Genomic DNA, 26209 nt, shown 5'->3' on the forward strand with positions numbered 1-26209 from the left:
CACGCTCTCGCCTCGCCTTCCATCCGCCCAGCGCCTGCGGCGTTCAGGCCGCCGCACCCTGCATGAAAAAAGACGGGCTCACTCCCCCGCCACGCTTTCGTCTTCCGGCGCCAGATCCTCAAATCGGGTATAGCTGTTGATGTAGGCCAACTTGATGCGCCCGGTGGGTCCATTTCGCTGCTTGCTCACAATGATTTCCGCCGTACCCTTGTCCTTGCTTTCCGGGTTGTAGACCTCGTCGCGGTAGATGAAGGCGATCACATCGGCGTCCTGCTCGATGGCTCCCGATTCACGAAGGTCGGAAAGCTGGGGCCGCTTGTCGTGGCGCTCTTCCACCTTGCGGTTGAGCTGGGACAGGGCCACCACGGGAACGTTCAGTTCCTTGGCCAGGGCTTTGAGCGAGCGGGAGATGTCGGAGATTTCCAGCTCCCGCCGTTCCGAATGCTCCCGGCTTCGCATGAGCTGCAGGTAGTCCACCATGATCATGCCGATACCGTGTTCCATCTTGAGCCGCCGGGCCTTGGCCCGAAGTTCCAGGGTGGTGATGGCGGGGGTGTCGTCGATGAAGATGGGGGCCTCCATGAAGTAGCCCGCGGCCGTGAGCAGCTTGGCGCAGTCCTGCTGACTCAAGAATCCCGTTCGCACCTTCTGGGAATCCACCCGCGCCTCGGAACACAAAAGGCGCATGGCCAGCTGTTCCTTGCTCATCTCCAGGGAAAAGACCGCACAGGGAATACCGCTCTTCATGGCGGCGTTTCGAGCGATGTTCAGGGCAAAGGCGGTCTTTCCCATGCTGGGCCGCCCGGCGATGATGATCAGATCGGAAGGTTGCAGGCCCGAGGTGATGTTGTCCAGGGCCCGGAAATGGGTGGGTACACCGGTGACCAGCTCGCGGCGTTCCTGGAGCGATTCGATGACTCGAATGCTCTCCTTGACCACATCCTTGATGGGGGCGTAGGAGTTGCGAATCCGGTTTTCCGTGATGGCGAAGATGGCTGACTCGGCCCGGTCCAGGACCTCTTCGGCGTTCTTACCCGCCCCGTAGCACCAGGAACTGATTTCGCCCGCCACTTGGATCAGGCGCCTCAGAACGGCCTTCTCGCTGACGATCTTGGCGTAGGTGGGAACGTTGGCCGCCGACGGAACCAGTTGCGTCAGTGAGGCCAGATAGGCGGCCCCACCGACGCTGTCCAGTTCCTGGCGTTTCTCAAGCATGTCGGTGACCGTGATCAGGTCCACCGGCTCGTTTTGCTCGAAAAGGTCCTGCATGGCCCGGAAGATGATCCGGTGCGCCTCCCGGTAGAACTCGTCCCCCCGCAGCAGCTCCAAGGCCGCGGCCAAACTGGTGTTGTCCTGGAGCAGCCCTCCCAGCAGCGACTGTTCCGCTTCCAGCTGGTGCGGAGGAACCCGGCGGAGTTCATCGGCAAGCGCTTCCATGGATCTACTCTTCCCTGGTCACCACCACCGTGATCTCCGAGGTGATGCCGGCGTCCATCTTGACCGGAACGCTGAATTCACCCAACTGCTTGATGGGCTGATCCAGCTGGATGACGCGCCTGTCCAGATCAAAGCCCTGTTCGGTCAGGGCCTTGTGGATGTCGGCCACGTTGACGGATCCGTACAGCTTGTCTTCTTCCACCACCTTGCGGGAGAAGGTGAGGGTCACCTGGTTGAGCTTTTCCGCCACGGACTGCATTTCCCGGCGTACCTTCTCGCGCTTTTGTTCCAGCATGCGCTTGTGGTGTTCCAGTTCCTTGACCTTGGAGCTGGACGCCTCCAGGGCCAGGCCCTTGGGAACCAGGTAGTTGCGGGCGTATCCGGGGGCCACCTTCACGATGTCCCCGATCCGGCCCAAGTTGGGTATGTTTTCGGTGAGAATGACTTTCATGATTGGATACTCCTCTGTTGCAAAGGCCTGTGGTGTTCCCACATAGAGGCGGCCGAACGTCCCGGCCGCAGCTCATCCGACCGGAGTGGGATCGGCCTTTGGTTTCAACCGCCGAAAATCGAACCAGGTGTCGAAAAGCCCCAGCATCACCACACCTAGGCTCACAAACTGTTGCAAGAAGACCACGCCGTAGATCACCCCTCGAAGCAGCCCGGGCACGTTCCATTTGGCCATGTAAAAGGCCAGGATGGCCACCCCGTGCAGCAGGTAGACGGCTCCCAGGGCGAAGAGCAGATTCAAGCCCAGGATCCTGGCTCCCGTGGACGGCACGAGGGTCAAAAACCCGGCCGCAATGACCCCCCAAACGAGCACCTCCGGGGCGCTCCATCGCCGCCACTGGGGCCAAGGCGGCAGCGCCACCCGCTGGCGGCGCAACAGCCGGGTGGCCAAATAGAGGTTGATCCACGCGAAGACGATGGTGGATCCCAGGGCCATGCCCGGAAAGATTTTCACCACAAAGGGGACGATACGTGCCAGGTTCTCCCGAACCAGGGCCTCCTGGGCCTGGCTCAGCCCGGAGCCTTGCATCAAGGCCTCCATCAGGGCCATGAGGCGCCGTTCCAAATGGGCGAAGACCCCGCCCTCTGCGCCGGCGTGGGTCAGCCAGAACAGAGCCGTTCCCAGAAGGAAGACCTTGACGGCGGCATCCCCCACCATCCGGGATAGCGACCAGGGGCGTCTCATGCCCAAGCCCAGCAGCGTCCCCAGGGTCAGCAGCTCCAGGTAGTAGGCCAGGCTCTGATGGGCTCCCATGGCCATCAGGACCGCCCCGCCCAGCACCGCCGCCCCGCCGGGAACCCAGATCCCCGCGGAACGGCCCCACCGGTAGAGGCTCACCGTGGAAGGCAACGGCGTGAAGACGCTGGCAAAGATTCCCGTGACGGGTACGAGGACGACCGTCATAAACAAGGCGACGGTCGTACCGATTCCCACAGCAAGCTCCCGTACTGTCATGGGTTGGGAATCCCGGTATTCTTCGTCTCTTGTCAGCGTCTCTGGGGCCATGAGGTGCGTCCTTTGCCTGCGGGGCCTGTTCCGCGCCCTGGGGGCGTGCGCCGATGGCGTGCACCCTGTGGGGACTTGCACGTGCGCTCGCGCACGGGCGCTTCCCGAGGTCCCCCGATGGGCTTGCCTCTTCCCTGTGGAAGCCGGCGCGCCGGCGATCTCAATTGCTCGCGACCAAGGCCGCTCCCGCAGGCAGTCAGTCTATCCTCTGGGATGCGGACCTGCAGCCTGCCGGCAGCGCGGGCACCATACCCGCGCTGCCGGGCAAAGGCATCTTCAAAACGGGCCTTAGATGGAATGTTCCACCGTGTAGGGAAGCAGAGCCATCTGGCGCGCCCTCTTGATGGCCAGGGTCAACTGGCGCTGATGCTTGGCGCAGTTGTCCGAAATCCTTCGGGGAATGATCTTGCCGCGTTCCGTCAGGAAATAGCGCAGGGTCTTGGCGTCCTTGTAGTCGATCTTCAGGCTCGAATCGGCGCAAAAACGGCAAACACGCCGGCGCCGAAAGATTCTGCGACGTCTCTTTTTCCTCTTCACTGCCATGGTCGATCTCCTCCGTCTATGAAAACGGGGGGCGAAGGCTTACGCTTGGCCTTCGGCCTCCTCGGGTTCCTCACCGGCTTCTTCCGTCTCCGGCGCTTCCGCCTCCTGGGTGGGCGCGGTCTCCGGCTCCGGTTCCTTTGCCTCCTCGGGGTGGAACTCGTCGTCCTGCTTCACCGTGATGAACTTGAGAATCCGCTCGTCCAGGCGCATGTTGCGTTCCAGCTCCGCGATCAGATCCGGCCCGGAAGCGAACTCCATGAGCACGTAGTGCCCGTAGCTCTTCTTTTTGACGGGATAGGCAAGCTTCTTCTTGCCCCAGGGGGCATAGCTCACCACCGTCCCGCCGCCCGATTCGATCACCCCGCGCAGCTTTTCACCCACGCTTTGATGGGCATCCTCGGGCAGGTCGGGATCCAGGATGAAAAAAGACTCGTACTTACGTAACGACATGCTTCATGACCTCCTTTCGGCTTGGCAGCCCCGGTTGTCCACCGGAGCAAGGAGCTTGTTTGTGGGAACTGCCTCACCTACCACAGGCGGGGAAAGAGCGTCAAGGGTTCCGTGAGGCGCAGGATTTGCCAGGGGCTTTCATGGACGGCGCTCTGGGGGAAGAAAGCGAACCAGGATTTCATCGGGCCCCACCCAGCCCAGTTCCTGGCGCACAACCCGTTCCTGGTAGGGGCGTTCGTGAGCCAGCCGGTTCACTTCGCGGTAGAGTTGGCGGCAGCGGGCTTGCAATTGCCGCGTTTCGGTTCGCAGCTTTCGTACCTGTTCCCGCTTGTTGCGTAGCCCTGCCACACCCTTGGGAGAAAAGAAGACCGCCTGAAGCAGGACCAGGTTGACGACCGCCAGCAGGACCACCACCAGGGGGGCTCCCAGGTATTTGCGAACGGTGTGCAAGCCGGATGGCCGCGTCATAACCCCTCCTTGGCTCTGTCCGGAATGGGCACCGAAGGAAAGAGACCGGGGTCCGTGTGGGGCAGAAAGGTGGCCCCACGGAATTCGTGCATCAGCTCCACATTCACGTTCAGTTCCACGTAGGTGATCTGGTTTCGCACCTGTTCCAGGTCCTTGAGAAGCGTCCGGTCCACCAAAACCATGGCGGCGCCGCGGCCGGCCGTGTTGCCCAATCCCTCATACGTATCCAGGGGCAGGTCCGGCAGCATGCCGATGCGGATGGCCATGACCGGGTCGATGTGGTTTCCGAACGTGCCGGCCACGTAGAATTTGTGGATCTCTTGAAGGCTCACGCCCACCTTCCGGGCGATGATGTTGAGGATCGTGTACATGGCCGCCTTGGATTTGAGAAGGATGCCGATGTCGATTTCGCTCACCACCAGATCCCGTCCGTCGGCCGTCTCCGCCCCCCAGGCCACCACGAACCCCGGTCCGTTGTCCGTGTCCACGATGCGCGCACACGGCAGGTTGCGGTTGAGGGTGCCCCGAATGGTCAGAATGCCGGCCATGAACATTTCCGCCACCAGATCGATCAGGCCGGAGCCGCACAATCCCTTGGGTTTTTCCTGGCCGATCACCCGGTATTGCACATCCAGTGTGTGGGGATCGATGCGCACCCAGTCGATGGCGCCGGGACCGGCCATCATGCCCCGCTCCACCACGCCGCCTTCCAAGGCGGGGCCCGCCGCGCCGGCGCAGGCGATGAGCCAGTCCTTGTTGCCCAAGACCACCTCGGCGTTGGTGCCCACGTCCACCAACAGGCTCAGTTCCTCTCGCCGGTGCATGCCGCTGGCCAGGATGCCCGCCATCAGATCCCCGCCGAAGTAGGAACCCACGTTGGGAAAGACGAAGACCAGGCCCTTGGGGTGCATGGGCAGAGCCAAGTCCCGTCCTCGAAGAAACGGGAACCGATTGGCCACGGGAATGTAGGGCTCCTTGCAGATGTTGGCCGTGTTCAGTCCCAGAAAAAAGTGGCTCATGGTGGTGTTGCCCGCCACCGTGAGGGCGAAGATCCGGGAGGTTTCCAGCCCCTTGTGGGCGGCCATCCGGGCCACCACGTCCCGGAAGGCACTGAGAAGGAGTTCCTGGAGCCTTCGGCGCTTGTCGGGATCGGAGGCGTAGACGATGCGGGTGAGGATGTCTTCGCCGTAAGGGATCTGCGGGTTGGGTTCCGAGCGGCGGTCGATGACGATCCCCTTTTCCAGATCCAGCAAGTAAAAAGCCAGTCGCGAACTTCCCAGATCCACCGCCACTCCCAGCACGGGATCGCGGGATGTCCCCGCCGTCAGCTCCAAAATTTCCCAATGGTCTTCCTGGTAGCCGACAACCACGGTCACCGTGAACCCGCCCCGGCGCAGTTCCTGGGAGATCGGGTCCAGGTCCCAGGGATCCACCCGCACGGGAAAAAAGCCGTCTCGGCGCAGAGCGCGCACCAGCCGGTCCACATCCGCCGTGTTGTCTTCCAAGCGGGGAGGCGGCACGCTGAGGGTGTGCTGGACCACCATGGGCTTCGGGCTCAGCCAGTCGGGAAGGATTTCCAAAGAGTCGGGGAGAGGCTGTCTGTTTTCCTTCATGCAGAAACCCCGCGGGTATCGGTTCGCGTTTCTTTCACAAAAGCCACACGCATGGTCGCCCACATGTCGTCAGGAAAAAATTGTCTTCTGCGCAAAGCGCCGACCAGGCATCCATGTTTTGTCGCATCACTCCACCCACGTGATGGGCCGAAACTCCATTACATTGACCACAAATTCGAGAAAACCGCAAATCAGAAGGTCGCTCAGTTCCTGAAGCCCCAGGGCGGCGTCCAGCCTGTCCAGCTCTTCCAAGACGACCGGGCCCGGTTCCAGGTTGAAGCGCACCGCATGGGGGTGCTGAAAATGGGACGGGCGGCACCAGGACGGCGGGGACAGGCTGTAGTGCATTCGACACGGTAACGGGCGGTGCAGATAGACGCTGCACAGGTCCCCTTTCAAAAAGGGACAGGCGATGTGCAAGCCGTGATACTGATGGAGTCTGCGGGTCAGTTCCTGCTCCCTGGTTCGAGCCGTGCCCGGAGGATGCCACCGGCTCAGTTGGGACCAGATCTCCTGGCGCTCCAGACATCGGCGGAAGGCCGATTCCACCGTTCCGGCCACCGTCAGGCCGTCATACAAGAAAAGGATCTCCGCTCCCGTCAGTCCGGAAGGCATCTGGGTGCAGCAATGGGAGCAATCCGGCCGGCACCGCACGGGCGAACCGGTGCGCCGAAGGTGGCTCAACACGTAACGGTGGGATTGGTCCAGGACCTGGAAGGCCTTTTTCAGTTGGGTCCGAAAGGACGACGGAAGGGCCCGGCGTCTTTCCCACGACGGGCCGTGCACGCTTTCCCGCGCCGCCCGCACGTGCTCGGCGGCCACCGCTTCGTAGCGATAAACCTCACGGGCCACTTCTTCCGGAAAGGGATTGCCGATTTCGGGCCAATGGCCGTATGGACGCTCATGTGTCATGGCCGTCATCCGTGATCCGTGGATCGCGATCCCCCATCCATCTCACGCCTTACGGTCCGCCCGCGTTTGCTTCAAGAAGGTGAAGGCCAGCTGGCGCGCCAGCAGCGGGGCGTTGCCGCCCGCCCGGTTGTTGATCACCACATAGACCGTCTTGTGCCGTTTAAGGCCGGTGGTGGCGATGGCCGCTGTTTCTTCGAACATACGGGGCAGGGCCATGCCCGGGACCAGGCGATCGAAGGGATGGGCCTTGGCGTAGGCGTCTTCGTAGCGCATCCCCCGGGGGGTCATGAGGCGGATGACCAGGGCGTCGGAGCCGCCGGTAAACTGTTGGTTGCGCTTTCGGAACTGCACCATGAGCGGGGGAAGCCAGGTCCAGTGGGACAGGACGCTTTCCACCCTGTGTTTGGCCAATACCCGGAAGACCTCCGGCGTGTGCAGGGCTTCCGTTCGGAGTTCCAGGTGGTAGCGGGTTTCCGGGGGCACGGTGCCGAAAAAACGATCCAGCTCCAGAGCGAAGGCGTTGGGATCCGGCCTTTCGGCCTTTTTCTGGTATTCCTGTTCGAAGATGAATCCCCGAATGCGATCTCCCAACAGCTCCACGGCGGGTTCATAGAAGCCCTTGGTGAAGAGTGCGGGGTTGAGGTAGGTCGGATTCACCCGAAAGGAGCGGCCTTGCCACAGGCGGCGCGCCGTCACCTTCTGGGGGACCTTGAGCAGCACCCGAGCGTCTTCGGGCAGGTGCTGGGCGTATTCGCGCAGGGTGCGGTAGGTGCGGGTGGGGCGTCCCTCCGGGTCCCAAAGGGGGCTGTAGAAGGTGAAATCCAGTTCCAGCACCCCGAAGTGTTCGAAGTATTCCCGAACACTTTCCACCGGCAGCACCAGCGACTTGAAGGACGTGCCTCCCACGCGCTGGGTGCGCTGGCGGATTCGGCCTTCGTAGCGTTCCGGGGTGTAGATCTGGTGGATCCATCCCCCGTAGCGATCGCTGGCCGTCCCGATGAAGAGTTGGGGATGAAGGTGGCGGAAGACAAACCGGGAGATCGCCTTCCGCGCCGCCTCAGGCTGGCAAAAGAGGCACGGGCCGGTGGGATCGTGCACCGGGGTCCCTTCCGGGCTCCGGGGCGGCTCGAAGCCGTCCGCCGTCAGGGAAGCAGGGGATCGTCCTTGGGCCGATCCTTGCCGGCTGCCATCTTCTTTCTTTGTGACCATCGTTTCAAGAAGCGTCCGACGGGCGTTTGGACTTCCTTCGCCGGCGACTCCACCTCCTGCAACATGCCTTGCGCCTTCAGGGCCTCCTGCAAACAGGGCCGGACCCAGGGGCAGCGCAGGCAATCCGTCTGCGGCTGGATAAAGCCGTCTTCGTCTTTGGGGCACACCACGGCCGCATCTCCGTAGCAGCTGGGCGCGCCGCCTTCTTGCTGGAGCTGGTCCGTACCCATCGCCTCCCTACTCCAGGATCTCCAAGACGGCCCGCTTTCTCAGCTTGGTGGCAGCCGCGTTCATGATGGTGCGGATGGCATGGGCGTTGCGGCCTTCGCGACCGATGATCTTGCCCAAGTCCTCCTTGGCGGCCCGCAACTCGATGACCGACAACTGATGCCCGTTGATTTCCCGAACCTTGACTTGGTCCGGATATTCCGCCAACGCGCGGGCGATGTACTCCACCAGGTCCTTGATTTCGCTGTCGTTCATGGCCAATTCCCTCGCTCCATCTCCATTGGGTGTTTCCGGGTTGAATCGCCCATCTCCTGCCTGAGCTTGGAACCGTCCTCGCAGGATCACGCACTTTCGCCGGGGTGTTGAGGCCGAATCGCGGCCGTTTCATGGGTTTGTGGAAATGAGGGTCATTTCGAAGGAACAGGTGAAAACTACAATCCAGGCCACTGTAGCGGACTTCCTTGGGCATGTCAAGAAAGGAAAAGTAAGGATAATAATATGTTGGGATGATCCTTACCGCTCTTCGCCGGCAGGACCTGCCTAGGGCTCACACCGATGCTTGATATTGACGCCCTCGGCCATGAAGATCACGGATTCGGCGATATTGGTGGTCTGATCCGCCACACGTTCCAAACACCGCGCCACGATGATCGTCTGCACGGCCCGCTCGATGGACCGACTTTCCGTGACCATCAGATCGATCATCTTCTTGAGGACCGCCACGTTCAATTCATCGGCCTCGTCGTCCATCTGGCACACGTCATAGGCCTGGCTGATGTTGCGATTGGCGAAGGAAGAGATGGCCACCCGGAGCATGTCCATGGCGGTGTCGGCCAGTCCATCCAGTTCCGGAACGGGGGGCAAGGGGGGCTTGGCACTCAGGCTCTTGGTGCGCTGAGCGATATTGACCGCCTGGTCGCCGATTCGCTCCAGATCGATGCTCATGCGAATGGATCCGATGATGAACCGAAGATCCTTGGCCACGGGCTGTTCCAACGCCAGCAGCGAAAGGCACAGGTGATCCACGGCCATTTCCAGTTGGTTGATTTCTTGGTCGCCTTCAATGACCTGTTGGGCCAATTGCGCATCCCGGGTTCGGAACGCCTTGAGGGCCTTTTCCATGGCCTTTTCCGTCACGGAGGCCATCTCCAGGATGGTCATCTTCAGTTCATCCAATTGCCGGTGAAAGCGTGTCTTCATGCGGGGTGCTCCTTCAATCCATGGGGCGTGTTGTGGTCGGAAACGGCGGTGGCGGGCGAACCGGGGGCCTTCTTGACGAAGAAGCCGAACCGGGCGCCTCTGTCGGTGCCTGGGACCGGGCTTTCGACCCAGATCTTTCCCCCCAGCTTTTGCACGATGTGCCGGCAGATGGCCAGACCCAAGCCCGTGCTGCCTGTGGCCGTCTCCCGTTGCTTGTCCACCCGGTAGAAACGTTCAAAGATCCGCTGCTGGTGTTCCGGGCGGATTCCGGGGCCCTGGTCTTCCACGTAAAAGACGACTCGGTCCCCTTCCTCCCGGGCGCTGGTGCAGATCGGCGTTTTCTCGATGCTGTATCGAATGGCGTTTTCCATTAAGTTTTGGAAGACCTGCACCAGATGGTCCCGGTCGGCGCTTACCCACAAGGGGGTGTTCGGCAGGTCCACCACAAGGTCCATTTCCTTTTTCAGTGCTTCCTGCTGGCACGTTTCCACGGCGGCTCGGACGGCGGTGCGGGCGTCCACGGCCGTGTCGGGGACAGGCAGGGGCCGGCTTTCCAGTCGGGTCAGGGTGAGCAGGTCGTTGACCATGCGGGTCATGTGATTGGCTTTTCTCAGGATGGTTTCCACAAAAGAGCGGGGTTCTTCTTGCTCCGCACAGGGACTTTCCAGAAGGGTTTCCGCGTAGCCCTTGATGGCGGTCAGGGGCGTTCTCAGCTCGTGGGAGACGTTGGCCACGAAATCCCGGCGGATCCGGGCCACCCGCTTCAGTTCCGAGATATCGTGGAAGACCAGCAGGACGCCCCGGCTCTTTTCCGTCCTTTGCAGTGGGACCACGTGCACGTCGTAGGTTCGGTCGCCTTCCATGGAAATTTGCACGCGCTGGTGGGCCCCTCCCTTCAAAACGTGGTCACAGGCCTGTTGCAGCTCCCGGTTCAAAAAGACTTCCAGGGGTTTGAGCCCCGCTCGGGGCCTGGGATCTTTCTGGATATCATGAATGGCTCGATTGCACGTCTCGATGGTGCCGTCGTCGGCAAGCAGTATGACCCCATCGTGCATGCTTTCCAGGATGGTCTCCAGCCGGGTCTTTTGGTCTTCCAGGTGCTTCATCTGCTGTTCGATCCGGCGGCCCAGGTGCTCAAGGGTCCGAGCCAGCGCATCCAGGCTGGGATCACCCAGGGATCGACGGAGTCCGTGGACTTGCCCGCGCCCGATCCCTTCGGCCAGGTCCGCCAGCTGGGCGATGGGCCGTTCCAGAAAGGACGACAAAAAGTACGCCAGAGCGGCGGCCGCGATCAGGCCCAGCCCCAGGATGGCCCACAGCACCTTGTATTGCTCATCCAGGCGCTCGCGCAGGGAGGACACGGGCATGGCGAGGCGCAGGACTCCGGGGGGCAGGTTGGCGATGTGGTCCACGGGCACGGCCGCGTAGAGGAGATCCCGGCGCAGCGTGGCACTGCGGCGGACGCTGATACCGAACCCGTGGGCACGAGCCGCCACCACTTCCGGTCGGCTCCAGTGATTGTCCAAAAAACCCAGCTTGTCGTAAGGCACGTGGGAATCGGCCACCACCTTGCCTCCCTGGGCGATATAGGTGATGCGTACCCCCAGTCTGTCCGCCGCCTGGGTGCACCAGGTATCCAGGTCCGAAAGCCATGGGAAGGACGCGTGCTCCTGAAGGCTCCAATGGACAAAGGCCAGTTCCTTTTGGATCCTCTCCTTGGAATCGCCAAAGGCCGCTTGGCGGAGCTCCTTTTGGAAAAAAAAACCCGGCAGCGCCAAGGCCAGAACCAGAACCGCCCAGAATGCGGCCAGCAACCGCATGCGGAAACTCATGGATTTCACTCAAGACTCCCGAAGTCGATAGCCCACGCCCCGGATGGTTTCCACCGCGTCCGCCCGTGGGCCCAGTTTCTGCCGGAGGCGGCGGATGTGGGTGTCCACCGTCCGGGCGTAGCCGTCGAACTGATATCCCCACACGCGATCCAAGAGCCGATCCCGGCTCAGGACCCGGCCGCGGTTGCTCATGAGCTCCAAAAGGAGATTGAACTCCGTGGCCGTAAGAGCCGTCTCTTCCCCATCCACCCATACCCGGTGGGCTTCCAAATCCACCGTGATGCCTTCCGCCTGGAGATGGGACTTCTCTTCTTCCAGGGTGGACGAGCGCCTCAGCACCGCCTGGACCCGCAACACCAGTTCTCGGGGACTGAAAGGCTTGACCACGTAATCGTCGGCCCCCAGTTCCAGACCCACAATGCGGTCCGCCTCCTCGCCACGGGCCGTGAGCATGATAATGGGAACGTGGGCCGTTTCCCCGTTTCGGCGGATTTCCTTACACACTTCCAGGCCGTCCATGCCCGGCAGCATGAGATCCAGGATGACCAGATCCGGCTTTTCCGCCAAAGCCGTCTCCAGGGCGTGGGTGCCGTCCTGGGCCTTCAGGACGTGGTAGTCGGCGGCTTTGAGATGCCAGGCCACCAGATTCAGGATGTCCGGATCGTCTTCCACCACCAGTATCTTGCTTTTGCTCAAGGAAAAGCGCTCCTGTCAAGGGTTGTGCCTGGGCCCAGTCCCCATGGGTCTCCTGAAAGCCACAGAGAGCTGGGAATCGCTCTTACCTTGCCGTTGGGGATGGAAAACATTTTCCTGTCACAAAAACGTGATCTCACGGTGACAATTGTGTGACGTGTTGGGTGGTGCGTGCGCCTCGGGTGCGCGCAATGATTGGAACATCCGATCTTTGACCATGTGCCCGTCCCGTGGAAACAACCTTCCGCCTTCCTGTAACACATTTGTAACACCCCGGTCATCTTCCTTTCACACAACCGCCTTAGAGTGGCGCCATGAGATCGAGCAAGCGACCAAGAGTGAACGAGAAAGGAACAGATTGGTGACGATCGGCGTTTTGTGGATTCCTTTGGTGCTTCTGGCGGCCACGTCCTATCTCCTGGGACGAAAGCGGGCGGTTCAGGCCGCTTCGACGGGCGTGCGGCTCCATTCCCGTCCCACCTATTACGGGACCTACGTGGCCTTGTGGTGTCTGCTGCCCGCCGTCGGGGTGGCGGCGCTTTGGATCGCCTTGGAGCCCTGGGTGCTGACGCACCTCATCGTGCGGGATCTTCCCGATTCCTACCGGCATCTTCCGCCGGACCGCCTGGGGCTGGTGCTGAATGACGTGAAGAACCTGGCCACCGGGGCCATGGTGTCGGGAGAGCCGGACGCGGCCCTGCGGGCGGCGGCGGACCACTATCGTTCGCTCCGGTCGTTGGGTGCTTCGGCGATGGTGGTGGCTTGTTTTAGTTTGGCCCTATTGGGACTCTTCTGGTCCATTCGCAGGGTGCGCGCGGATTTCAGGGCTCGCAACCAGGTGGAACGGGTGATCCGGGGATTTTTGATCCTGTCGGCCACCTTGGCCGTCTTCACCACGGTGGGCATCGTGTTGTCCGTTCTGTTCGAGGCCCTTCGGTTTTTCCGGGCGGTGCCCCCCTGGGAATTTTTCTTTGGGCTCCAGTGGAGCCCCCAGATGGCTATCCGGGCGGATCAGGTGGGATCCAGCGGCGCCTTCGGCATGATTCCCGTCTTTACGGGAACGATGCTCATTTCGGCCATTGCCATGGGCTTGGCGGTCCCCGTGGGCCTCTTTTCCGCCATCTATCTGAGCGAATACGCTTCCCGGGCCGTGCGGGCCGTGGTCAAGCCGCTTCTGGAGATCCTGGCCGGCGTTCCCACGGTGGTTTACGGCTTTTTTGCCGCTCTCACGGTGGGGCCCACCATCCGGCACATGGGAGAATGGCTGGGGCTGGAGGTGGCTTCGGAAAGTGCCCTGGCGGCCGGTCTGGTCATGGGCATCATGATCATCCCCTTCATTTCCTCCCTTTCCGACGACGTGATCAATGCCGTTCCTCAGGACCTGCGCGATGGGTCCCTGGCGCTGGGGGCCACCCGCTCCGAAACCATCCGGCAGGTGGTGCTGCCGGCGGCCCTGCCCGGCATCATGGGCGGGGTGCTTCTGGGGGTCTCCCGGGCCATCGGAGAGACCATGATTGTGGTGATGGCCGCGGGCCTTTCGGCCAATCTCACCATGAATCCCTTGCAGGCGGTGACCACGGTCACCGTGCAGATCGTCACCCTGTTGGTGGGCGACCAGGAATTCGACAGTCCCAAGACCCTGGCGGCCTTCGCATTGGGTCTCGTGCTCTTTTTGGTCACCTTGGTTCTCAATGTGATCTCCCTGGCGGTGGTGCGCCGGTATCGGGAACAATATGAATAGGGGGGTTCGTTTGAAAATCCGGCAGATGGATGGGAGCCAACCGATGGAAAGTCATTCCGGCATAGCCGCCGTTGTGAAGAAAACCTTGAATCGGCGATACCGCGCCGAAAGGCGCTTCCGGCGCATCGGTCTGGCCGCCGTGGCCGTCGGGCTTCTGTTTTTGGCCGTCCTTTTTACGGCCATCGTTTCCAAAGGCTATACGGCCTTTCAGCAGACCCACGTCTTGCTGGACGTGTACGTGGATCCCGACGTGGTGCACGTGGGCAATCTGGACAGCGCGGACTACCAGGGGCTTATTAAGGCCTCGCTGCGGGAGCTCTTTCCGGACGTGAAGGGCCACCGGGACAAGCGGAATCTTTACAAGCTGGTGAGTTCGGGGGCCGGCTCGATACTTCGCCAGAAGGTTTTGGAGGACACATCGCTCATTGGCCGAAGGATCCAGATCTGGGTGCCGGCCGATGACGATGTGGACATGGTGATCAAAGGACACGTGGACCGAAGCCTGCCCGAATCGCAACGGCGTCTCAACAACAAGAGCCTGGCATGGGTCGATGCTCTGAAAGAGCAGGGCAGGCTGGAAAAAAGGTGGAATTTAACTTTCTTTACGGCGGGCGATTCCCGGGAGCCGGAGCTTGCCGGTATCTGGGGCGCCACGGTGGGATCTTTCTATACCCTGCTGATCACCCTTTCCCTGTCCTTTCCCTTGGGGACGGCCGCCGCCGTCTACCTGGAAGAGTTCGCACCGCGCAACCGGTGGACGGACCTCCTGGAGGTGAACATCAACAACCTGGCGGCGGTGCCGTCCATCGTCTTCGGGCTGCTGGGGCTCGCGGTTTTCTTGAATTTCTTCGGCTTGCCCCGGTCTTCTCCCCTGGTGGGAGGGCTGGTGCTGACCCTCATGACGCTTCCCACCATCATCATCGCCGGGAGAGCCGCCCTGCAGTCGGTGCCGCCGTCCATCCGCGACGCCGCCCTGGCGGTGGGAGCGTCCAAGATGCAGGCCGTGTTCCACCACGTGCTGCCCCTGGCGCTTCCGGGCATGCTCACCGGGACCATCATCGGGATGGCGCGGGCTCTGGGCGAAACGGCCCCCCTGCTCATGGTGGGCATGGTGGCCTTCATCGTGGACATCCCGCGCGGTTTCACCGATGCGGCCACGGCCTTGCCGGTCCAGATCTTTTTGTGGGCGGACAGCCCGGAGCGCGCCTTCGTGGAAAAGACTTCGGCGGCCATCATGGTGCTGTTGGGCTTTCTTATCCTCATGAATGGTGCGGCCGTCTTCCTGCGAAATCGTTACGAGCGGCGCTGGTAGGTACCAGATCGTCCTGAAAGGAGGTGACAAAAAAAGCCACATAAAAGAGGGCTTTCGAGCCAGTCCATTACGAGAGTGGACCACCGCGTGCCCCCAAGAGGGCAACGGTGATCGTTACCAGTGTATCGTGCCAAACGAAGGAGTGAACACATCATGAAAAAGATTATCTGTGTGCTCGGAATGGCTGTGGTCCTGGGTTTGAGCCAGGCCCCTGCCGCAACGGCCAGGGACTATATCAGCATCGTGGGCTCCTCCACGGTCTATCCCTTCTCCACCACGGTGGCGGAGCACTTCGGCAAGACGACCCCGTTCAAGACCCCCAAGGTGGAATCCACGGGAAGCGGCGGTGGCTTCAAGCTCTTCTGCGCCGGTGTGGGCGTCCAACACCCGGACATCACCAATGCCTCCCGCGCCATCAAACCGTCGGAAAAGCAAACGTGCGCCCAAAACGGCGTTCGGGAGATCGTGCAGGTCAAGATCGGCTATGACGGCATCGTCCTGGCACAAAGCAAGAAGGTTCCGGCGATGCATCTTTCCCGCAGGGACATCTTCCTGGCGCTTGCCAAGGAAGTTCCCGATCCGTCGGGGGCCGAAAAGACAGTGCCCAACCCGTACAAGACCTGGAAGGACGTGAATCCCCAGCTGCCGGACGTCAAGATCGAGGTCCTGGGGCCGCCTCCCACCTCCGGTACGCGCGACGCCTTCCTGGAGCTGGCCATGCAAGGAGGGGCCAAATCTTTCAAATGGCTCAAAGAGCTTAAGAAAAAAGACAAGAAACTCTTCAAAAAGATCGCCCACACCCTCCGCGAGGACGGGGCCTACATCGATGCGGGTGAAAACGACAACCTGATCGTGCAGAAGCTGGAAGCGAACCCCAACGCGCTGGGCATCTTCGGCTTCAGTTATCTGGATCAGAATGCGGACAAGATCCAAGGGGCTTTCGTGGATGGAGTGGAGCCCACCTTTGAGAACATTTCGGCTCAGAAGTATCCCCTTTCCCGACCCCTTTTCTTCTACGTGAAGAAGGCCCACGTGGGCACCATCCCGGGCATCCAGGAATACATCGCCGAATTCACCAGCGAAAAGGCGTGGGGCCCGGAAGGTTACCTGGCCGACAAGGGGCTGATTCCCCTTCCGGATGAAGAGCGATCCAAGATGCGGGAGGTGGCGAGGAAGCTGGAAGTTATGCCTATGGAATAATGAATGGTTGAGCGAATCAGGCCGTCGGCACGGCCCCCGAGGAGGGATGCCTCCCCGGGGGTCGCGTCCAGCGCCGCCATGATGTATGATAGAGAGGATTATGCACGCTTTTGTGAGTCCCGTATTGCCGCCGCCATCTTCCAGTGACGTTGAAGGGAAACTGCCCGTGGCTCCTGATGATGTACGCCAAGACAAACCGTCCACGGCTGAGGCTTCCATGACCACCGTGGGGGAAATCCGTGCGGCCAACCCCCGGATGACCTGTCGACAGGTCAATGTCTATTACGGAGACAAGCACGCCATTAAAAACGTCTCCATCGACATCGGCCGCAACGAAGTGCTGGCCATGATCGGCCCGTCGGGATGCGGTAAATCCACCTTTCTCCGATGCCTTAACCGCATGAACGATACGATCGAAGGGTGCCGGGTGACGGGAACCATCACCTTGGACGGTCAGGACATCTACGATCCGGACCTGGACGTGGTGCTCCTTCGAGCCCAGGTGGGCATGGTCTTTCAAAAACCCAATCCCTTTCCCAAGTCCATCTACGACAACATCGCCTATGGGCCCAAGATCCACGGGCTGGCCCGAACCCGCAGTGAGCTGGACCAGATCGTGGAAACATCGCTTCAGAAGGCGGGCCTGTGGGATGAGGTCAAGGATCGGCTGAAGCATCCGGGAACGGGGCTTTCCGGCGGCCAGCAGCAGCGGTTGTGCATCGCCCGGGCCATCGCCGTGAGTCCCGAAGTGATCCTTATGGACGAACCGTGTTCAGCGCTGGATCCCATCGCCACGGCGCGCATTGAGGACCTCATCCACGAATTGCGTGAACAATACACCATCGTCATCGTGACCCATTCCATGCAGCAGGCGGCCCGGGTGTCCCAGCGCACCGCTTTCTTCCACATGGGAGACCTGATTGAGGTGGGGCCCACCGACCGGATCTTCACCCGGCCGCGCCACAGCCTGACGGAAGACTACATCACGGGTCGTTTCGGATGATGGGTCAGGCCTCGCTTCTTTACGGCCGCCCGGATTGACATCTTCCCGCCTGTCCCGCATAAGGGAACGTGGACACGGAAAATGAGGTGGGAAGATGGACCAGCAGGTGAAGAAGGTCTACGTAGCTCAAGACGGCACTGCGATTGTGATCTGTGAGGCGTGCGGGCGGACCCGGAAGCTCGTCAATATCCAGGAGAACATGCCGGGAAAGACGGTGCGTGTGCGCTGCGGGTGTGGAGCCCATTTTACCATCCTCTTGGAGCGGCGCCGCTACTACCGCAAGCGGGTCCATCTGCCGGGCTACTATTCCAAAACCTCTGCGCCCGGCGAGCAGCCCATGGTGGTCAAGGACATTTCCCTGGGAGGGCTTCGCTTCGAGACCCTGGAAGAACACGAGTTGAAGAAGGGGGATGTGGTGCTCGTGCGCTTTCGCCTGGACGACACCGCTCGCACTGCCATCAACCGGCCGGTGGTCGTGCGTTTCGTGGGCCACCAAGTGGTCGGGGCGGAGTATTTCAAGGACGATCCCATCGACAAGGCCCTTGGGATCTACCTTCTCGCGTGAGTGTCACGGCGCGGGGACCGGTCCGAAAAGGACCCGGCGCAGGTGCTGGTTTTGCAGGATATCCGGCCCAGGGCCCTGGAGGGTGATGGAGCCGTCTTCGATGAGAAAGGCCAGGTCCGCCACGCGCAGGATTCTTCGCACGTGCTGGCCGGCGATGAGCAGGGTGATGCCGCTTTTTCTCAGCTTCTGAAAGGCGTTGCAGAATCGTTGAACCACCTTGGGACTCAGCCCCAGAAAGGGATCGTCTAGTAACAGCAGCCTGGCGCCGGCCATGAGGCCCCGGCCCAGGGTGACCATGCGTTTTTCCCCGCCGCTCAGCGCTCCGGCCGGAGCGTCCATCCGGGAAGTCAATTCAGGAAAGAGGCAGAGCACCAGCCGCAAGCGCTCCGAGATGTGCGCGCGGTTGAGGTAGGCGCCCACCTCCAGGTTCTCGCGTACGGACATGTCCGGAAAAACCTTCATGCCCTCGGGAACGTACACCACGCCCAGCGACACAACGTCGGCCATGTCCATGGAGTGGATGGGGATGTTTTCATAGAGGATCTGGCCCCGCACGGGCCGGATGAGACCTGAGACGGCCTTGAGGATGGTGGTCTTTCCGGCTCCGTTGGGGCCCACCATGGCCACAATCTGGTGGGGCCACACATTGAACGTGGCGTCTGAAACCACGGGCGTCTCCTGGTAGGAGACGGACAAATGGCGGACGCTCAGGAGGGGCTGGTCCGTGTCCGTAGGGCTCATCTGTCTTCCCCCGCTGCGTGTTTGGAAGGGCGTTCGCCCAGGTAGGCCGAAAGGACTTCCGGGTGATGGAGTACCTGGGCGGGCGGGCCTTCCGCGATGGTTTCCCCCTGGTCCAAGGCCACAAGCCGGTCGGAGACCCGGGCGGTCAGGTTGAGAAAGTGGTCGATCAGCAGCACCGTCATGCCCTGGTCTCTCAAGGTACGTACCAGCTGGGCGGCGTGGCTGACCGCTTGAGGGCTCAAACCGGCGGCGATCTCATCCAACAGCAAGAGCCGGGGGCCGGTGGCCAGGGCGCGGGCCACTTCCAGTCGCCTCTGTTCCGACAGGGTGAGTTCTCTTCCCGGGGTCTCCTCTTTGCCCTCCAGGCCCACCAGCTGGAGCAGGCGACGTGCCTCCTCGCCCACCGGGCGGGAGCGGCGGCGGATCTCCTTGGCCCGTCTCCCGAACCACAGGCCGATCTGAACATTTTCCGCAGCGGTCATTTCGGGAAAGGGGCGGGCGATCTGGAACGTGCAGGCGATCCCCATTCGGCAGATGCGATGGGGGGGCCATCCCGTAATGTTTTTCCCGCCGAAGTGAATGGATCCCGACTTGGGACGCACCAGGCCCGTGATCACGTGCAGTAGGGTGGTCTTGCCGGCGCCGTTGGGGCCGATGAGACTGACGATTTCCCCCTGGGCGACGGAAAGCTGGATGTTTTGGAGGATCGGTCGTCCGCCCAGTTGGACGGTCAGGTCCCGGATGTCCAAGAGGGAGGGGCGGGTCATGATCCAAGACCTTTCGGCAAGAAGAGAAGCATCACCATGATGACAAGCCCGTAAATGGCGGCGTGTCCCGCCGGAAGCCAGGGGTGGAGAAAGAGCTGGTCCGCTCCGTAGAGCACGAGGGCTCCCAGAACCGGGCCATACCACCGGAACCGCCCTCCCAGCATGGCGAAGACCAGAGGCATGGCGGAGATGTGCAGGTTGAAGACAAGGGCCGGTTCCGTCATGCCCATCAGGTGGGCGTACAGGCCGCCGCACAGACCCGTCAGGGCGGCACTGAGCACGGTGGCCCCCAGGCGGGTCGCGAACACGTTCACCCCCAGTACCGCCGCCGCCCGTTCATCTTCGCGTACCGCCCGCAAGGCCCATCCCCAGCGGGAGTGGATGGCCAGAGCATGGAGGATGCACGCCAGGGCCAGCAGGGCCATCAACCCATAGTATTGGGCCGTGATGTTGTGGGCCAGGTCCAGCTCCATGCCCGCCACCGAGAAGGCGGGTAGGGGGCGGGTGCCCACCAGGCCCAGGGACCCCAGTGTGAAGGAATTCCAATTGTCCGCAATGACCTTGGGGATTTCCACGGAAGCCAACGTGGCCAGGGCGTAGGAGGCGGCGCGCAGCCTCTGGAACGCCACGGCCACCACCAACCCGTAGGCGGCGGCGCACAGGCCCGCCGCGGCCAAGGTAACAGGTGCCTGGGCGCCCACATGGCGGTCCAGCAGGGCGGCGGCGTAGGCGCCGAGACCGAAGTAGGCCGCGTGCCCCAGGGAGATCAGACCGCTCAAGGCCACCAGGTTCCAGGCCACCGTTACCGTGGCGTACAGGAAGGCAAAACCTAGCACACGGCATACCAGTTGGGTGTGCCATCCTCCCGCAGGCCACAGCACCAGGGTCAGACCCACGACCACAAGCAACGCGATAGAACGGGAAGAGGAAGGGGGACTCACAGTTCGGCTGCCGATTTCTTTCTGGCCAGAAGGCCTTCTGGTTTCCATATGAGCAAGGCGATGAGGATCCCGGCGCTCACCAGTTCTCTCCAGTTGGATCCCAGCCATAGGGTGGTGCCCGATTCCAGAAGCGCCAGAAGCCAGGCGCCCATGAGCAAACCCCGGATGCGACCGGCGCCCGCAAAAAGGGTGATCACCACAGCGATGAGCGTGGCTTCCATGCCGCCGGAAGGATGCAGGTAGGCGCTTTGTCCCAATAAGGGGCCGGCCAGCCCGATCAGTGCCCCTCCCACGGCGAAGGCGATCCGATTCATGTGTTCCACCCGGATGCCGGCAAGGCGTGCCGTCTCCCTTTCCTGGATGACGGCCCGAAGTGCCTTACCCAGAAAGGTTTTACGCAACATCAGAGAGACACAGACCGTGGCCGTGATAGACAGGCCGATGAGCCAGAGCTGGTTGCGGGTGATGAGCGTGTGTGCCACCAGCCGGATGGGCGGTCCGGACGTGGGGATCCGCCTGTAATCGGCGGTGAAAAAGAAGAGCATGAGGTTTTGGATCACCAGGGCCAGGCCGAAGGCGAAAACGAGCGACGAGAGCTCATAGGGCTCTCGAAGCCTTCGAAACAGGGCCAACAGCCCCAAGGCGAGGCACGTCATGGCCAGCATGCACAGGGGAAGGGTGAACGCAAAGGGTGTTTCCCAGAACCTGGTCAGGCCGTAGGCCAGGTAGCCGCTCAAAACGATCAGCTCACCATGGGCCAGGTTGAAGGTGTGGGTCACGCCGAAGATGATCGAAAAGCCCAGGGCCACCAGCGTGTAGAAGGATCCGAGGGAGATGGTGTTGATGAGCAGTTGCAACCACATGGGCGTTCGCTCAGGGCTGGATGGAAAGCGACATGGGATAGACCCACGAGCCTTGGGCCCGCTCGGCGGGATAGACCGGCACCAGGGCTCCGTTTTGAATCTGGACCACCGTCTGGCGGTAATAGAGGGGGTCCCCCTTGGCGTCGAAGGCCACTCGCTCCATGGGCAGCAGGAGATCCGTCGTGCGAAGGGCGCGGGCGATCTCCGGGCCCGTGAGCGGCTTGCCCGCCCCCACGACCCGGGCCATGGCATCCAGAAGTGCCCGGGCCGAGGTGTAACCGTGCATCACGGTGGAGGTGGGTTCCCTCTTGTATTTTTCCCGGAACCAGCGGGTGAAGGCCTCTGAGGCCTCTTCGGTGCCGGGCAAGGCCATGCCGGGCTTCCACGCGCATAAGCCGAAAAGGTCTTCCGCCGCTTTTCCCATTTCTTGGACAAAGGTGGGATAGGACACGCCCCAGGGGCCTATGTAGGCTTTGATCGGCACGCCCAACTCCCGGATCTGACGCGCCAGGATGAGGTGGTCCTGGAAAAAAGTGGCCGCGATGAGGACGTCGGGAGGCGACGGCTTCAGCTTGAGGACCAGCGGGGAAAAATCGGGCACCCCGGGACGGAACTTTTCCACAACCGTGACCGTCACCCCCGCTTCTTGCAGGCATCTGAAAAGTTCCCCGGCCAGTTCGGTGGCTCCCGGGGTCGCCGCATGAAACAGAGCGGCGCTTCGGGCCCCCAGGGCCTGGGTCACAAATCCGCACAGCGGTTCGCTTAGGCCTCGCAGATGGGAGATGCGAAAGAAATAGGGGTTGTCCTCCCGACTCAGATGGGTCTGCAGACTGGCGGAGGCCACATAGGGGATGTGGTGGCGCAGGGCCAGCTGACTCAGGGGTCCCACCAGTGAGTCCACATAGCCGCCCACCAGGGCCGTCACCTTCCGGCGGACGATCAGGTCCTCGGCCTGCCCCACGGCCACTTCCGGCCGACTCTGGTCGTCCCGGCTGTGCAGGACCACCCGGTTGCCCGCCAGGCCTCCCGCTGCGTTGATCTCGTCCACAGCGGCCTGGATACCCAGGAGGATCTCCCGCCCGTGGCTGGCCAGCTTTCCGGTGAGCGGGTTGATGGAGCCGATGGAGATGGGGGCGGCGTCGATCCGTGTTGCCGCCGGGCCTGCGACAAGGATCAGAGCAAAAAGGATCGCGAAGACAATCCTTTTGGTACCCAGCTTTTTCATGGCGCCCTCCTCGGTGCAGTGGATGGAGCGAACGGTTCTTCCGCTACCATACGCCATGGCCGAAAAAGGCGCAAGATGCCGCCCCGTGCAGACTGCCCCATCAATCTTCCACGGCCAGCGTGTATCCCACCGGAGCGAAAGCGAAGTGGGGGCCGAACTCCGCCGACAGCCTGGCAATGGGGGCCTGGCCCGTGCAGTGACTGACCGCCAGGATCTGGACCTGGTAGCGTTTCAGTTCTTCCAGGGTCTTGTCCAACTGCTCCGAAGGCGAAAATCCCAGGTGGGTGCCGCCGAGAACGGCGTAGATCCGGTCTTCGCCGCATTGGCGCGTGACGTGCTCCAAGATGTTGATGAGTCCCGCATGGGCGCAGCCCAGGATCACCACGAGCCCCTTGGGGGTTTTGAGGACCAGGGAATAGTCGTCCCGGAAGGGATCCGCCGTCCACCCGTCGCCGTCCCGGATCACGAACTTGGGATCTCCCGTTTCAAAATCGGTCCTGCGAGGGACCTGGCCGGAGACGAACACGTTGGGAACGATCTCTCGGAAGTCCTCCACCCACTGGAAGCGGGCACCCCGGGTGGTCAGGTAGGCTTCCTTCCACGGCATGCCGATGGAGACCGGTTTTTGGTCCGGCCCCACGGGCATCCATCGAAACCGCTCCAGGAGGACATCGGGATGGGCCACCACCTGGCAGGGTCCGTGAACACCGAGAAAGGCCAGCATTCCCCCCGTGTGATCGAAGTGCCCGTGGCTCAATACCAGCTTATCAACCTTGGCCAGATCCTTTTTGAGGCGCAGGGAGTTGGGCACCAGGCCGAACCCCTGGCCCGTGTCGAAGAGCAGAGTGGCCGTTGGGGTTTCCACATAGGCGGCGAAGCCGTGTTCGCCGAGAAGGCCGGGAACCGGCACCGTGTTTTCGCACAAAACGGTCACTTTCCAACTCATGGGATTCCTCCTGGGCCAGTGCGGCCATGTCGGGTGATGCGTGGGTTGTAGGGCGCCTCGGCCTCAGCGGCCAGCACAAAGGGCGACCGGAGAAGGTCGCCCTTTGTGGTAGATGCCAAAGATGGGAGCCGGGCGGCCGGCTCCCCGAAGGTTTCCGGCTACTTACGCAGCTTGCGGCGAAGCAGCTTGCCGGTGGGGGTGCGGGGCAGCGCGTCCACGTATTCGATGAGCCGCGGCAGCTTGTAGACGGCGATGTGTTGCTTCAAGAATTCCTTGAGTTCCTCAAAGAATTCGTCGCTGCCTTCGTGGCCGGGCTTGAGCACCACAAAGGCCTTGGTCACCTGACCCTTTTCCGGATCGGGCACGCCCACCACGCCGGCGTCCGCCACGGCGGGATGCTTCAAAATGGCTTCTTCCACCTCCGCAGGCCCGATGCGATAGCCCGAGCTCTTGATCATGTCGTCTTCGCGGGAGACGAAGAAAAGGTTTCCATCCTCGTTCATGTAGACGGCGTCGCCCATCTGGTTCCAACCGTTCTTGACGCCCTTTTGCTGGCTCTTGAGAAGGCGTTCGTCGTCCACGTAGGGCTTCCAATACAAGGTACCCGACGGGCCCTTGATGATCATGGACCCCACTTCGTTGGGCTTGCAGTCGTTCCATTCGGGGTCCACCACGCGGATCTGAACCCCGGGAAGGGCCTTGCCGATGGAGTTGGGAACAGGTTCGGGGTTCATGGTGTTGGAGGTGAGCAGATGGAGCATCTCCGTGCCGCCCAGGCCTTCCCAGATGGGCTGGCCGGTCAGTTGAGTCCAGGCCTCCAGGGTCTCCGCGCCCAGGGCGTCACCGCCGGACGTGCACAGGCGCACGGAACTGAAATCGTACTTCTTGAAGTCGGGGAACTTCATCAAGGCCCGATAGGCGGTGGGAAGACCCGTGAGTACCGTGATCTTATGCTTTTGGATGAGATCCATCATGTCCGCGGGCGCAAACTTGGGGATCAGCGAAATGGCCGAGCCGCCTTCGAAGGGGATGAGCGTGAAGGTGCCGAACCCGGCCGCAAAGGACACCGGAGCCGCACCGCCCAGCACATCACCCGGCCCCAGGTTGTAGACATACTTGTTGACCAGACGCGCCTCGATGATGATCGGGCGCACGAAATGCACGCATCCCTTGGGCATGCCGGTGGTGCCGGAGGTGTAGAGGATGACGCCGATGTCGTCGGCCTTCAACATGACGGCGTCCAGATCCGGCGAGCCCTTTTCCAGCATCTCCTCAAAGACCAGGTTGCCTTGGGCCTTCACTTCGTCGGGATTGCCGCCGATGACGATGACCCGGGTGCCGTATTCGAAGTCGGGCTTGGCTTCTTCCACCGGCGGTAGGAGCGGGGCGTTGACCGCAAAGTACTTCATCTCTGCATTGTTGACGACGAAGGCCACCTCTTCCTTGGACCACAGGGGAGAGGTGGGGACTGGAATGGCGCCAATCTTTTCGATGGCAAAGATGGTGACCAGGGCTTGCGGAGAATTGACCAGCCGAATCCCCACCCGGTCCTGGGGCTCCACGCCCGCTTCCTTGAGCGCATTGCCGAACTTATTGACCATCTGCTGGATCTGGGCAAACGTGAAGACCTTGTCCATGAACTTGACTGCCGGGTTGTCGCCCCGACCCTCGCGCACATGGCGGTCCAGCAGGTAGTCGGCCAAGTTCAGTTCCATGGGGGTGTCTGCGAATTCTTCCGGCACCACGTACTCAGGCCACATCTCTTTAGGGGGAAGATAGTTTTCGGGAACCTTCGCCATGCTCATTCCTCCTTGCCGTTGCGGTTAAATAAGGCCATCGCGTCAACACGTGATCACGTGGTCGCCTGCGGGCCGTCGCCCTGAAACGGACTCGGCCCGATCCGAGACGCATCCGGTGGGTCGTTCGCCGGATGGGTACGCCGTAGGTTGCGGGCTTCGAAAAGCCGAATCGCCGGGAAACTCTCGTCAACGGCCGTCTTGGGAATCTCCGAACCGAAGAGAATCCGGCAACAGCATGGGGAATGGGAGAATCAGCTAGAGGAGCAGGGAATCGTCACAGCAGGTTCCGGTCGCCGCCGCTGCCCAAGGGGGTTATGTGGCGGAGCGCCTTGTTTACATGGCATTCCGGTGCCCATCTTTTTCCACACAGGCCAGGCGCCCTCAGGCCTCCGCGGACAGCACTTGAATGCCCTCCTTCGTCAGGGTTTGTACAATCCCTTCCAGCTCGCGCTTCTTGAACCGAAAGGAATAGATGGGTTCGGCCTCCTGTAATTGCCGCAGTTGGCAGACACTGATGATTTCCGCACCGTTCTTTTCCAGAAGCCGGGTGACAGACTCCAGAGACGGAGCCCCATGGGCCAGCTTCACATCCACACGGCTGGAACTCTCCATGAGTCCCAGCATGGTGATGAAAGCCGACAAGATATCGATCACCGTGATGACGCCCACCAGCTTTTCGTCCCTGACCACCGGCAGCCCCCCGATCTTCTTTTCCAAGATGAGCTTGGCCGCCCTTTCCAAGGCTTCATCAGGGTCCACCGTGTGGGGGGAACGTACCATCACGTCCTGAACCGTCAGGTCCTCCAGCATGGAAGCGATGAGAACGCTGCGAAGATCCGCATCCGTCACCCATCCTTCCAGACGGCCTTGGGAATCCAGCACCGGCAGATGACGGATGGAATGGCGTTTCATCACCGCCATCGCTTCCTGAACGGAAGCCTCTTTCCTGGTGCTCACCACTCGGGTGGTCATCCAATGGCGCACAATCATGGGCGAAACCTTGCG

The 26209-nt window shown here is 61.8% G+C and carries 27 protein-coding genes; 5 read left to right on the top strand and 22 right to left on the bottom strand.

Annotated elements, in window-relative coordinates; all coding sequences use genetic code 11:
* Positions 1-78: 78 nt before the first annotated feature.
* The 14 genes from dnaB to B9A12_RS13325 all read right to left on the bottom strand — a co-directional run bounded on the left by dnaB (position 79) and on the right by B9A12_RS13325 (position 12104).
* On the bottom strand, positions 79-1437 hold the full coding sequence (dnaB, locus tag B9A12_RS13260; RefSeq protein ID WP_084058589.1) for a replicative DNA helicase: 1359 nt from the start codon (positions 1435-1437) through the stop codon (positions 79-81).
* 4 nt (positions 1438-1441) lie between these two features.
* Positions 1442-1888 carry a 50S ribosomal protein L9 gene (rplI, locus tag B9A12_RS13265; protein ID WP_084058590.1) on the bottom strand — a complete coding sequence of 149 codons (447 nt, stop codon included), beginning with the start codon at positions 1886-1888 and terminating at the stop codon, positions 1442-1444.
* Positions 1889-1960: 72 nt separating this feature from the next.
* A complete protein-coding gene (locus tag B9A12_RS13270) occupies positions 1961-2953 on the bottom strand; it encodes a YybS family protein (protein WP_084058591.1) in 993 nt (330 codons plus the stop codon).
* 288 nt (positions 2954-3241) lie between these two features.
* Positions 3242-3496 (bottom strand): 30S ribosomal protein S18, encoded by a 255-nt coding sequence (rpsR, locus tag B9A12_RS13275; RefSeq protein WP_084058592.1) that lies wholly within the window; start codon positions 3494-3496, stop codon positions 3242-3244.
* Positions 3497-3535: 39 nt separating this feature from the next.
* Positions 3536-3946: a 30S ribosomal protein S6 gene (gene rpsF / locus B9A12_RS13280; RefSeq protein WP_084058593.1), complete on the bottom strand. Its 411-nt coding sequence runs from the start codon at positions 3944-3946 to the stop codon at positions 3536-3538.
* Positions 3947-4084: 138 nt separating this feature from the next.
* Entirely contained in the window at positions 4085-4414 is a 330-nt protein-coding gene (locus B9A12_RS13285; RefSeq protein ID WP_084058594.1) for an FtsB family cell division protein, read from the bottom strand.
* On the bottom strand, positions 4411-6027 hold the full coding sequence (locus B9A12_RS13290; protein ID WP_084058595.1) for an ASKHA domain-containing protein: 1617 nt from the start codon (positions 6025-6027) through the stop codon (positions 4411-4413). The genes B9A12_RS13285 and B9A12_RS13290 overlap by 4 nt, the downstream gene beginning before the upstream one ends.
* 126 nt (positions 6028-6153) lie before the next feature.
* A complete protein-coding gene (locus tag B9A12_RS13295; RefSeq protein WP_170920606.1) occupies positions 6154-6939 on the bottom strand; it encodes a YkgJ family cysteine cluster protein in 786 nt (261 codons plus the stop codon).
* Positions 6940-6981: 42 nt separating this feature from the next.
* The gene (locus tag B9A12_RS13300) at positions 6982-8037 is read right to left on the bottom strand and encodes a DUF72 domain-containing protein (protein ID WP_245802451.1); all 1056 of its coding nucleotides are present in this window, start codon (positions 8035-8037) and stop codon (positions 6982-6984) included.
* Positions 8038-8081: 44 nt separating this feature from the next.
* The gene (locus tag B9A12_RS13305) at positions 8082-8378 is read right to left on the bottom strand and encodes a hypothetical protein (RefSeq protein WP_084058598.1); all 297 of its coding nucleotides are present in this window, start codon (positions 8376-8378) and stop codon (positions 8082-8084) included.
* A 7-nt stretch (positions 8379-8385) separates the two neighbouring features.
* Positions 8386-8631: a KH domain-containing protein gene (locus B9A12_RS13310; RefSeq protein ID WP_084058599.1), complete on the bottom strand. Its 246-nt coding sequence runs from the start codon at positions 8629-8631 to the stop codon at positions 8386-8388.
* 285 nt (positions 8632-8916) lie between these two features.
* Complete coding sequence (gene phoU / locus B9A12_RS13315) at positions 8917-9576, bottom strand: phosphate signaling complex protein PhoU (RefSeq protein WP_084058600.1); 660 nt, start codon at positions 9574-9576, stop codon at positions 8917-8919.
* Positions 9573-11408 carry an ATP-binding protein gene (locus tag B9A12_RS13320; RefSeq protein WP_170920607.1) on the bottom strand — a complete coding sequence of 612 codons (1836 nt, stop codon included), beginning with the start codon at positions 11406-11408 and terminating at the stop codon, positions 9573-9575. Before B9A12_RS13320 ends, phoU begins: the two co-directional genes overlap by 4 nt.
* A 9-nt stretch (positions 11409-11417) precedes the next feature.
* The gene (locus tag B9A12_RS13325; RefSeq protein WP_084058602.1) at positions 11418-12104 is read right to left on the bottom strand and encodes a response regulator transcription factor; all 687 of its coding nucleotides are present in this window, start codon (positions 12102-12104) and stop codon (positions 11418-11420) included.
* A gap of 358 nt (positions 12105-12462) precedes the next feature.
* On the opposite strand from B9A12_RS13325, the gene pstC reads away from it, so the two are divergent.
* From pstC to B9A12_RS13350, 5 genes are all read left to right on the top strand, one after another.
* A complete protein-coding gene (pstC, locus tag B9A12_RS13330) occupies positions 12463-13842 on the top strand; it encodes a phosphate ABC transporter permease subunit PstC (RefSeq protein ID WP_084058603.1) in 1380 nt (459 codons plus the stop codon).
* Positions 13843-13885: 43 nt separating this feature from the next.
* Entirely contained in the window at positions 13886-15154 is a 1269-nt protein-coding gene (pstA, locus tag B9A12_RS13335) for a phosphate ABC transporter permease PstA (RefSeq protein WP_084058604.1), read from the top strand.
* Positions 15155-15307: 153 nt separating this feature from the next.
* Positions 15308-16354, top strand: a complete 1047-nt coding sequence (locus tag B9A12_RS13340) for a PstS family phosphate ABC transporter substrate-binding protein (protein ID WP_084058605.1) — start codon at positions 15308-15310, stop codon at positions 16352-16354.
* Between the two features lie 217 nt (positions 16355-16571).
* Positions 16572-17357, top strand: a complete 786-nt coding sequence (gene pstB, locus B9A12_RS13345; RefSeq protein ID WP_245802454.1) for a phosphate ABC transporter ATP-binding protein PstB — start codon at positions 16572-16574, stop codon at positions 17355-17357.
* A 94-nt stretch (positions 17358-17451) separates the two neighbouring features.
* Positions 17452-17922, top strand: a complete 471-nt coding sequence (locus B9A12_RS13350) for a PilZ domain-containing protein (RefSeq protein WP_084058607.1) — start codon at positions 17452-17454, stop codon at positions 17920-17922.
* 3 nt (positions 17923-17925) lie between these two features.
* On the opposite strand, the gene B9A12_RS13355 is transcribed toward B9A12_RS13350, so the two are convergent.
* The 8 genes from B9A12_RS13355 to B9A12_RS13390 all read right to left on the bottom strand — a co-directional run bounded on the left by B9A12_RS13355 (position 17926) and on the right by B9A12_RS13390 (position 26194).
* A complete protein-coding gene (locus B9A12_RS13355) occupies positions 17926-18663 on the bottom strand; it encodes an ABC transporter ATP-binding protein (RefSeq protein WP_084058608.1) in 738 nt (245 codons plus the stop codon).
* Entirely contained in the window at positions 18660-19430 is a 771-nt protein-coding gene (locus B9A12_RS13360; protein ID WP_084058644.1) for an ABC transporter ATP-binding protein, read from the bottom strand. Before B9A12_RS13360 ends, B9A12_RS13355 begins: the two co-directional genes overlap by 4 nt.
* Positions 19427-20266 (bottom strand): branched-chain amino acid ABC transporter permease, encoded by an 840-nt coding sequence (locus tag B9A12_RS13365; protein WP_170920608.1) that lies wholly within the window; start codon positions 20264-20266, stop codon positions 19427-19429. The genes B9A12_RS13360 and B9A12_RS13365 overlap by 4 nt, the downstream gene beginning before the upstream one ends.
* Before the next feature lie 101 nt (positions 20267-20367).
* Positions 20368-21234: a branched-chain amino acid ABC transporter permease gene (locus B9A12_RS13370; RefSeq protein ID WP_084058610.1), complete on the bottom strand. Its 867-nt coding sequence runs from the start codon at positions 21232-21234 to the stop codon at positions 20368-20370.
* Between the two features lie 10 nt (positions 21235-21244).
* Positions 21245-22459, bottom strand: coding sequence for an ABC transporter substrate-binding protein (locus tag B9A12_RS13375; protein ID WP_170920609.1), 1215 nt, complete (start codon positions 22457-22459; stop codon positions 21245-21247).
* A 100-nt stretch (positions 22460-22559) separates the two neighbouring features.
* Positions 22560-23405 (bottom strand): MBL fold metallo-hydrolase, encoded by an 846-nt coding sequence (locus B9A12_RS13380; protein ID WP_084058612.1) that lies wholly within the window; start codon positions 23403-23405, stop codon positions 22560-22562.
* A 158-nt stretch (positions 23406-23563) separates the two neighbouring features.
* Complete coding sequence (locus B9A12_RS13385) at positions 23564-25204, bottom strand: acetate--CoA ligase (RefSeq protein WP_084058613.1); 1641 nt, start codon at positions 25202-25204, stop codon at positions 23564-23566.
* 381 nt (positions 25205-25585) lie between these two features.
* Positions 25586-26194: a CBS domain-containing protein gene (locus tag B9A12_RS13390; RefSeq protein ID WP_084058614.1), complete on the bottom strand. Its 609-nt coding sequence runs from the start codon at positions 26192-26194 to the stop codon at positions 25586-25588.
* Positions 26195-26209 lie beyond the last annotated feature (15 nt).

Source organism: Desulfacinum hydrothermale DSM 13146 (assembly GCF_900176285.1).
GTDB lineage: Bacteria > Desulfobacterota > Syntrophobacteria > Syntrophobacterales > DSM-9756 > Desulfacinum > Desulfacinum hydrothermale.

Coding starts and splice junctions, on each gene's coding strand:
- B9A12_RS13290 (WP_084058595.1), bottom strand. CDS start 6,027: ATGAAGGAAAACAGACAGCCTCTCCCCGACTCTTTGGAAATCCTTCCC.
- B9A12_RS13350 (WP_084058607.1), top strand. CDS start 17,452: ATGGACCAGCAGGTGAAGAAGGTCTACGTAGCTCAAGACGGCACTGCG.
- B9A12_RS13310 (WP_084058599.1), bottom strand. CDS start 8,631: ATGAACGACAGCGAAATCAAGGACCTGGTGGAGTACATCGCCCGCGCG.
- phoU (WP_084058600.1), bottom strand. CDS start 9,576: ATGAAGACACGCTTTCACCGGCAATTGGATGAACTGAAGATGACCATC.
- B9A12_RS13380 (WP_084058612.1), bottom strand. CDS start 23,405: ATGAGTTGGAAAGTGACCGTTTTGTGCGAAAACACGGTGCCGGTTCCC.
- B9A12_RS13390 (WP_084058614.1), bottom strand. CDS start 26,194: ATGATTGTGCGCCATTGGATGACCACCCGAGTGGTGAGCACCAGGAAA.
- rpsR (WP_084058592.1), bottom strand. CDS start 3,496: ATGGCAGTGAAGAGGAAAAAGAGACGTCGCAGAATCTTTCGGCGCCGG.
- B9A12_RS13320 (WP_170920607.1), bottom strand. CDS start 11,408: ATGAGTTTCCGCATGCGGTTGCTGGCCGCATTCTGGGCGGTTCTGGTT.
- B9A12_RS13305 (WP_084058598.1), bottom strand. CDS start 8,378: ATGGGTACGGACCAGCTCCAGCAAGAAGGCGGCGCGCCCAGCTGCTAC.
- dnaB (WP_084058589.1), bottom strand. CDS start 1,437: ATGGAAGCGCTTGCCGATGAACTCCGCCGGGTTCCTCCGCACCAGCTG.
- pstA (WP_084058604.1), top strand. CDS start 13,886: ATGGAAAGTCATTCCGGCATAGCCGCCGTTGTGAAGAAAACCTTGAAT.
- rpsF (WP_084058593.1), bottom strand. CDS start 3,946: ATGTCGTTACGTAAGTACGAGTCTTTTTTCATCCTGGATCCCGACCTG.
- B9A12_RS13295 (WP_170920606.1), bottom strand. CDS start 6,939: ATGACACATGAGCGTCCATACGGCCATTGGCCCGAAATCGGCAATCCC.
- rplI (WP_084058590.1), bottom strand. CDS start 1,888: ATGAAAGTCATTCTCACCGAAAACATACCCAACTTGGGCCGGATCGGG.
- B9A12_RS13355 (WP_084058608.1), bottom strand. CDS start 18,663: ATGAGCCCTACGGACACGGACCAGCCCCTCCTGAGCGTCCGCCATTTG.
- B9A12_RS13375 (WP_170920609.1), bottom strand. CDS start 22,459: ATGAAAAAGCTGGGTACCAAAAGGATTGTCTTCGCGATCCTTTTTGCT.
- B9A12_RS13370 (WP_084058610.1), bottom strand. CDS start 21,234: ATGTGGTTGCAACTGCTCATCAACACCATCTCCCTCGGATCCTTCTAC.
- B9A12_RS13285 (WP_084058594.1), bottom strand. CDS start 4,414: ATGACGCGGCCATCCGGCTTGCACACCGTTCGCAAATACCTGGGAGCC.
- pstB (WP_245802454.1), top strand. CDS start 16,572: ATGACCACCGTGGGGGAAATCCGTGCGGCCAACCCCCGGATGACCTGT.
- B9A12_RS13360 (WP_084058644.1), bottom strand. CDS start 19,430: ATGACCCGCCCCTCCCTCTTGGACATCCGGGACCTGACCGTCCAACTG.
- B9A12_RS13385 (WP_084058613.1), bottom strand. CDS start 25,204: ATGGCGAAGGTTCCCGAAAACTATCTTCCCCCTAAAGAGATGTGGCCT.
- B9A12_RS13270 (WP_084058591.1), bottom strand. CDS start 2,953: ATGGCCCCAGAGACGCTGACAAGAGACGAAGAATACCGGGATTCCCAA.
- B9A12_RS13340 (WP_084058605.1), top strand. CDS start 15,308: ATGAAAAAGATTATCTGTGTGCTCGGAATGGCTGTGGTCCTGGGTTTG.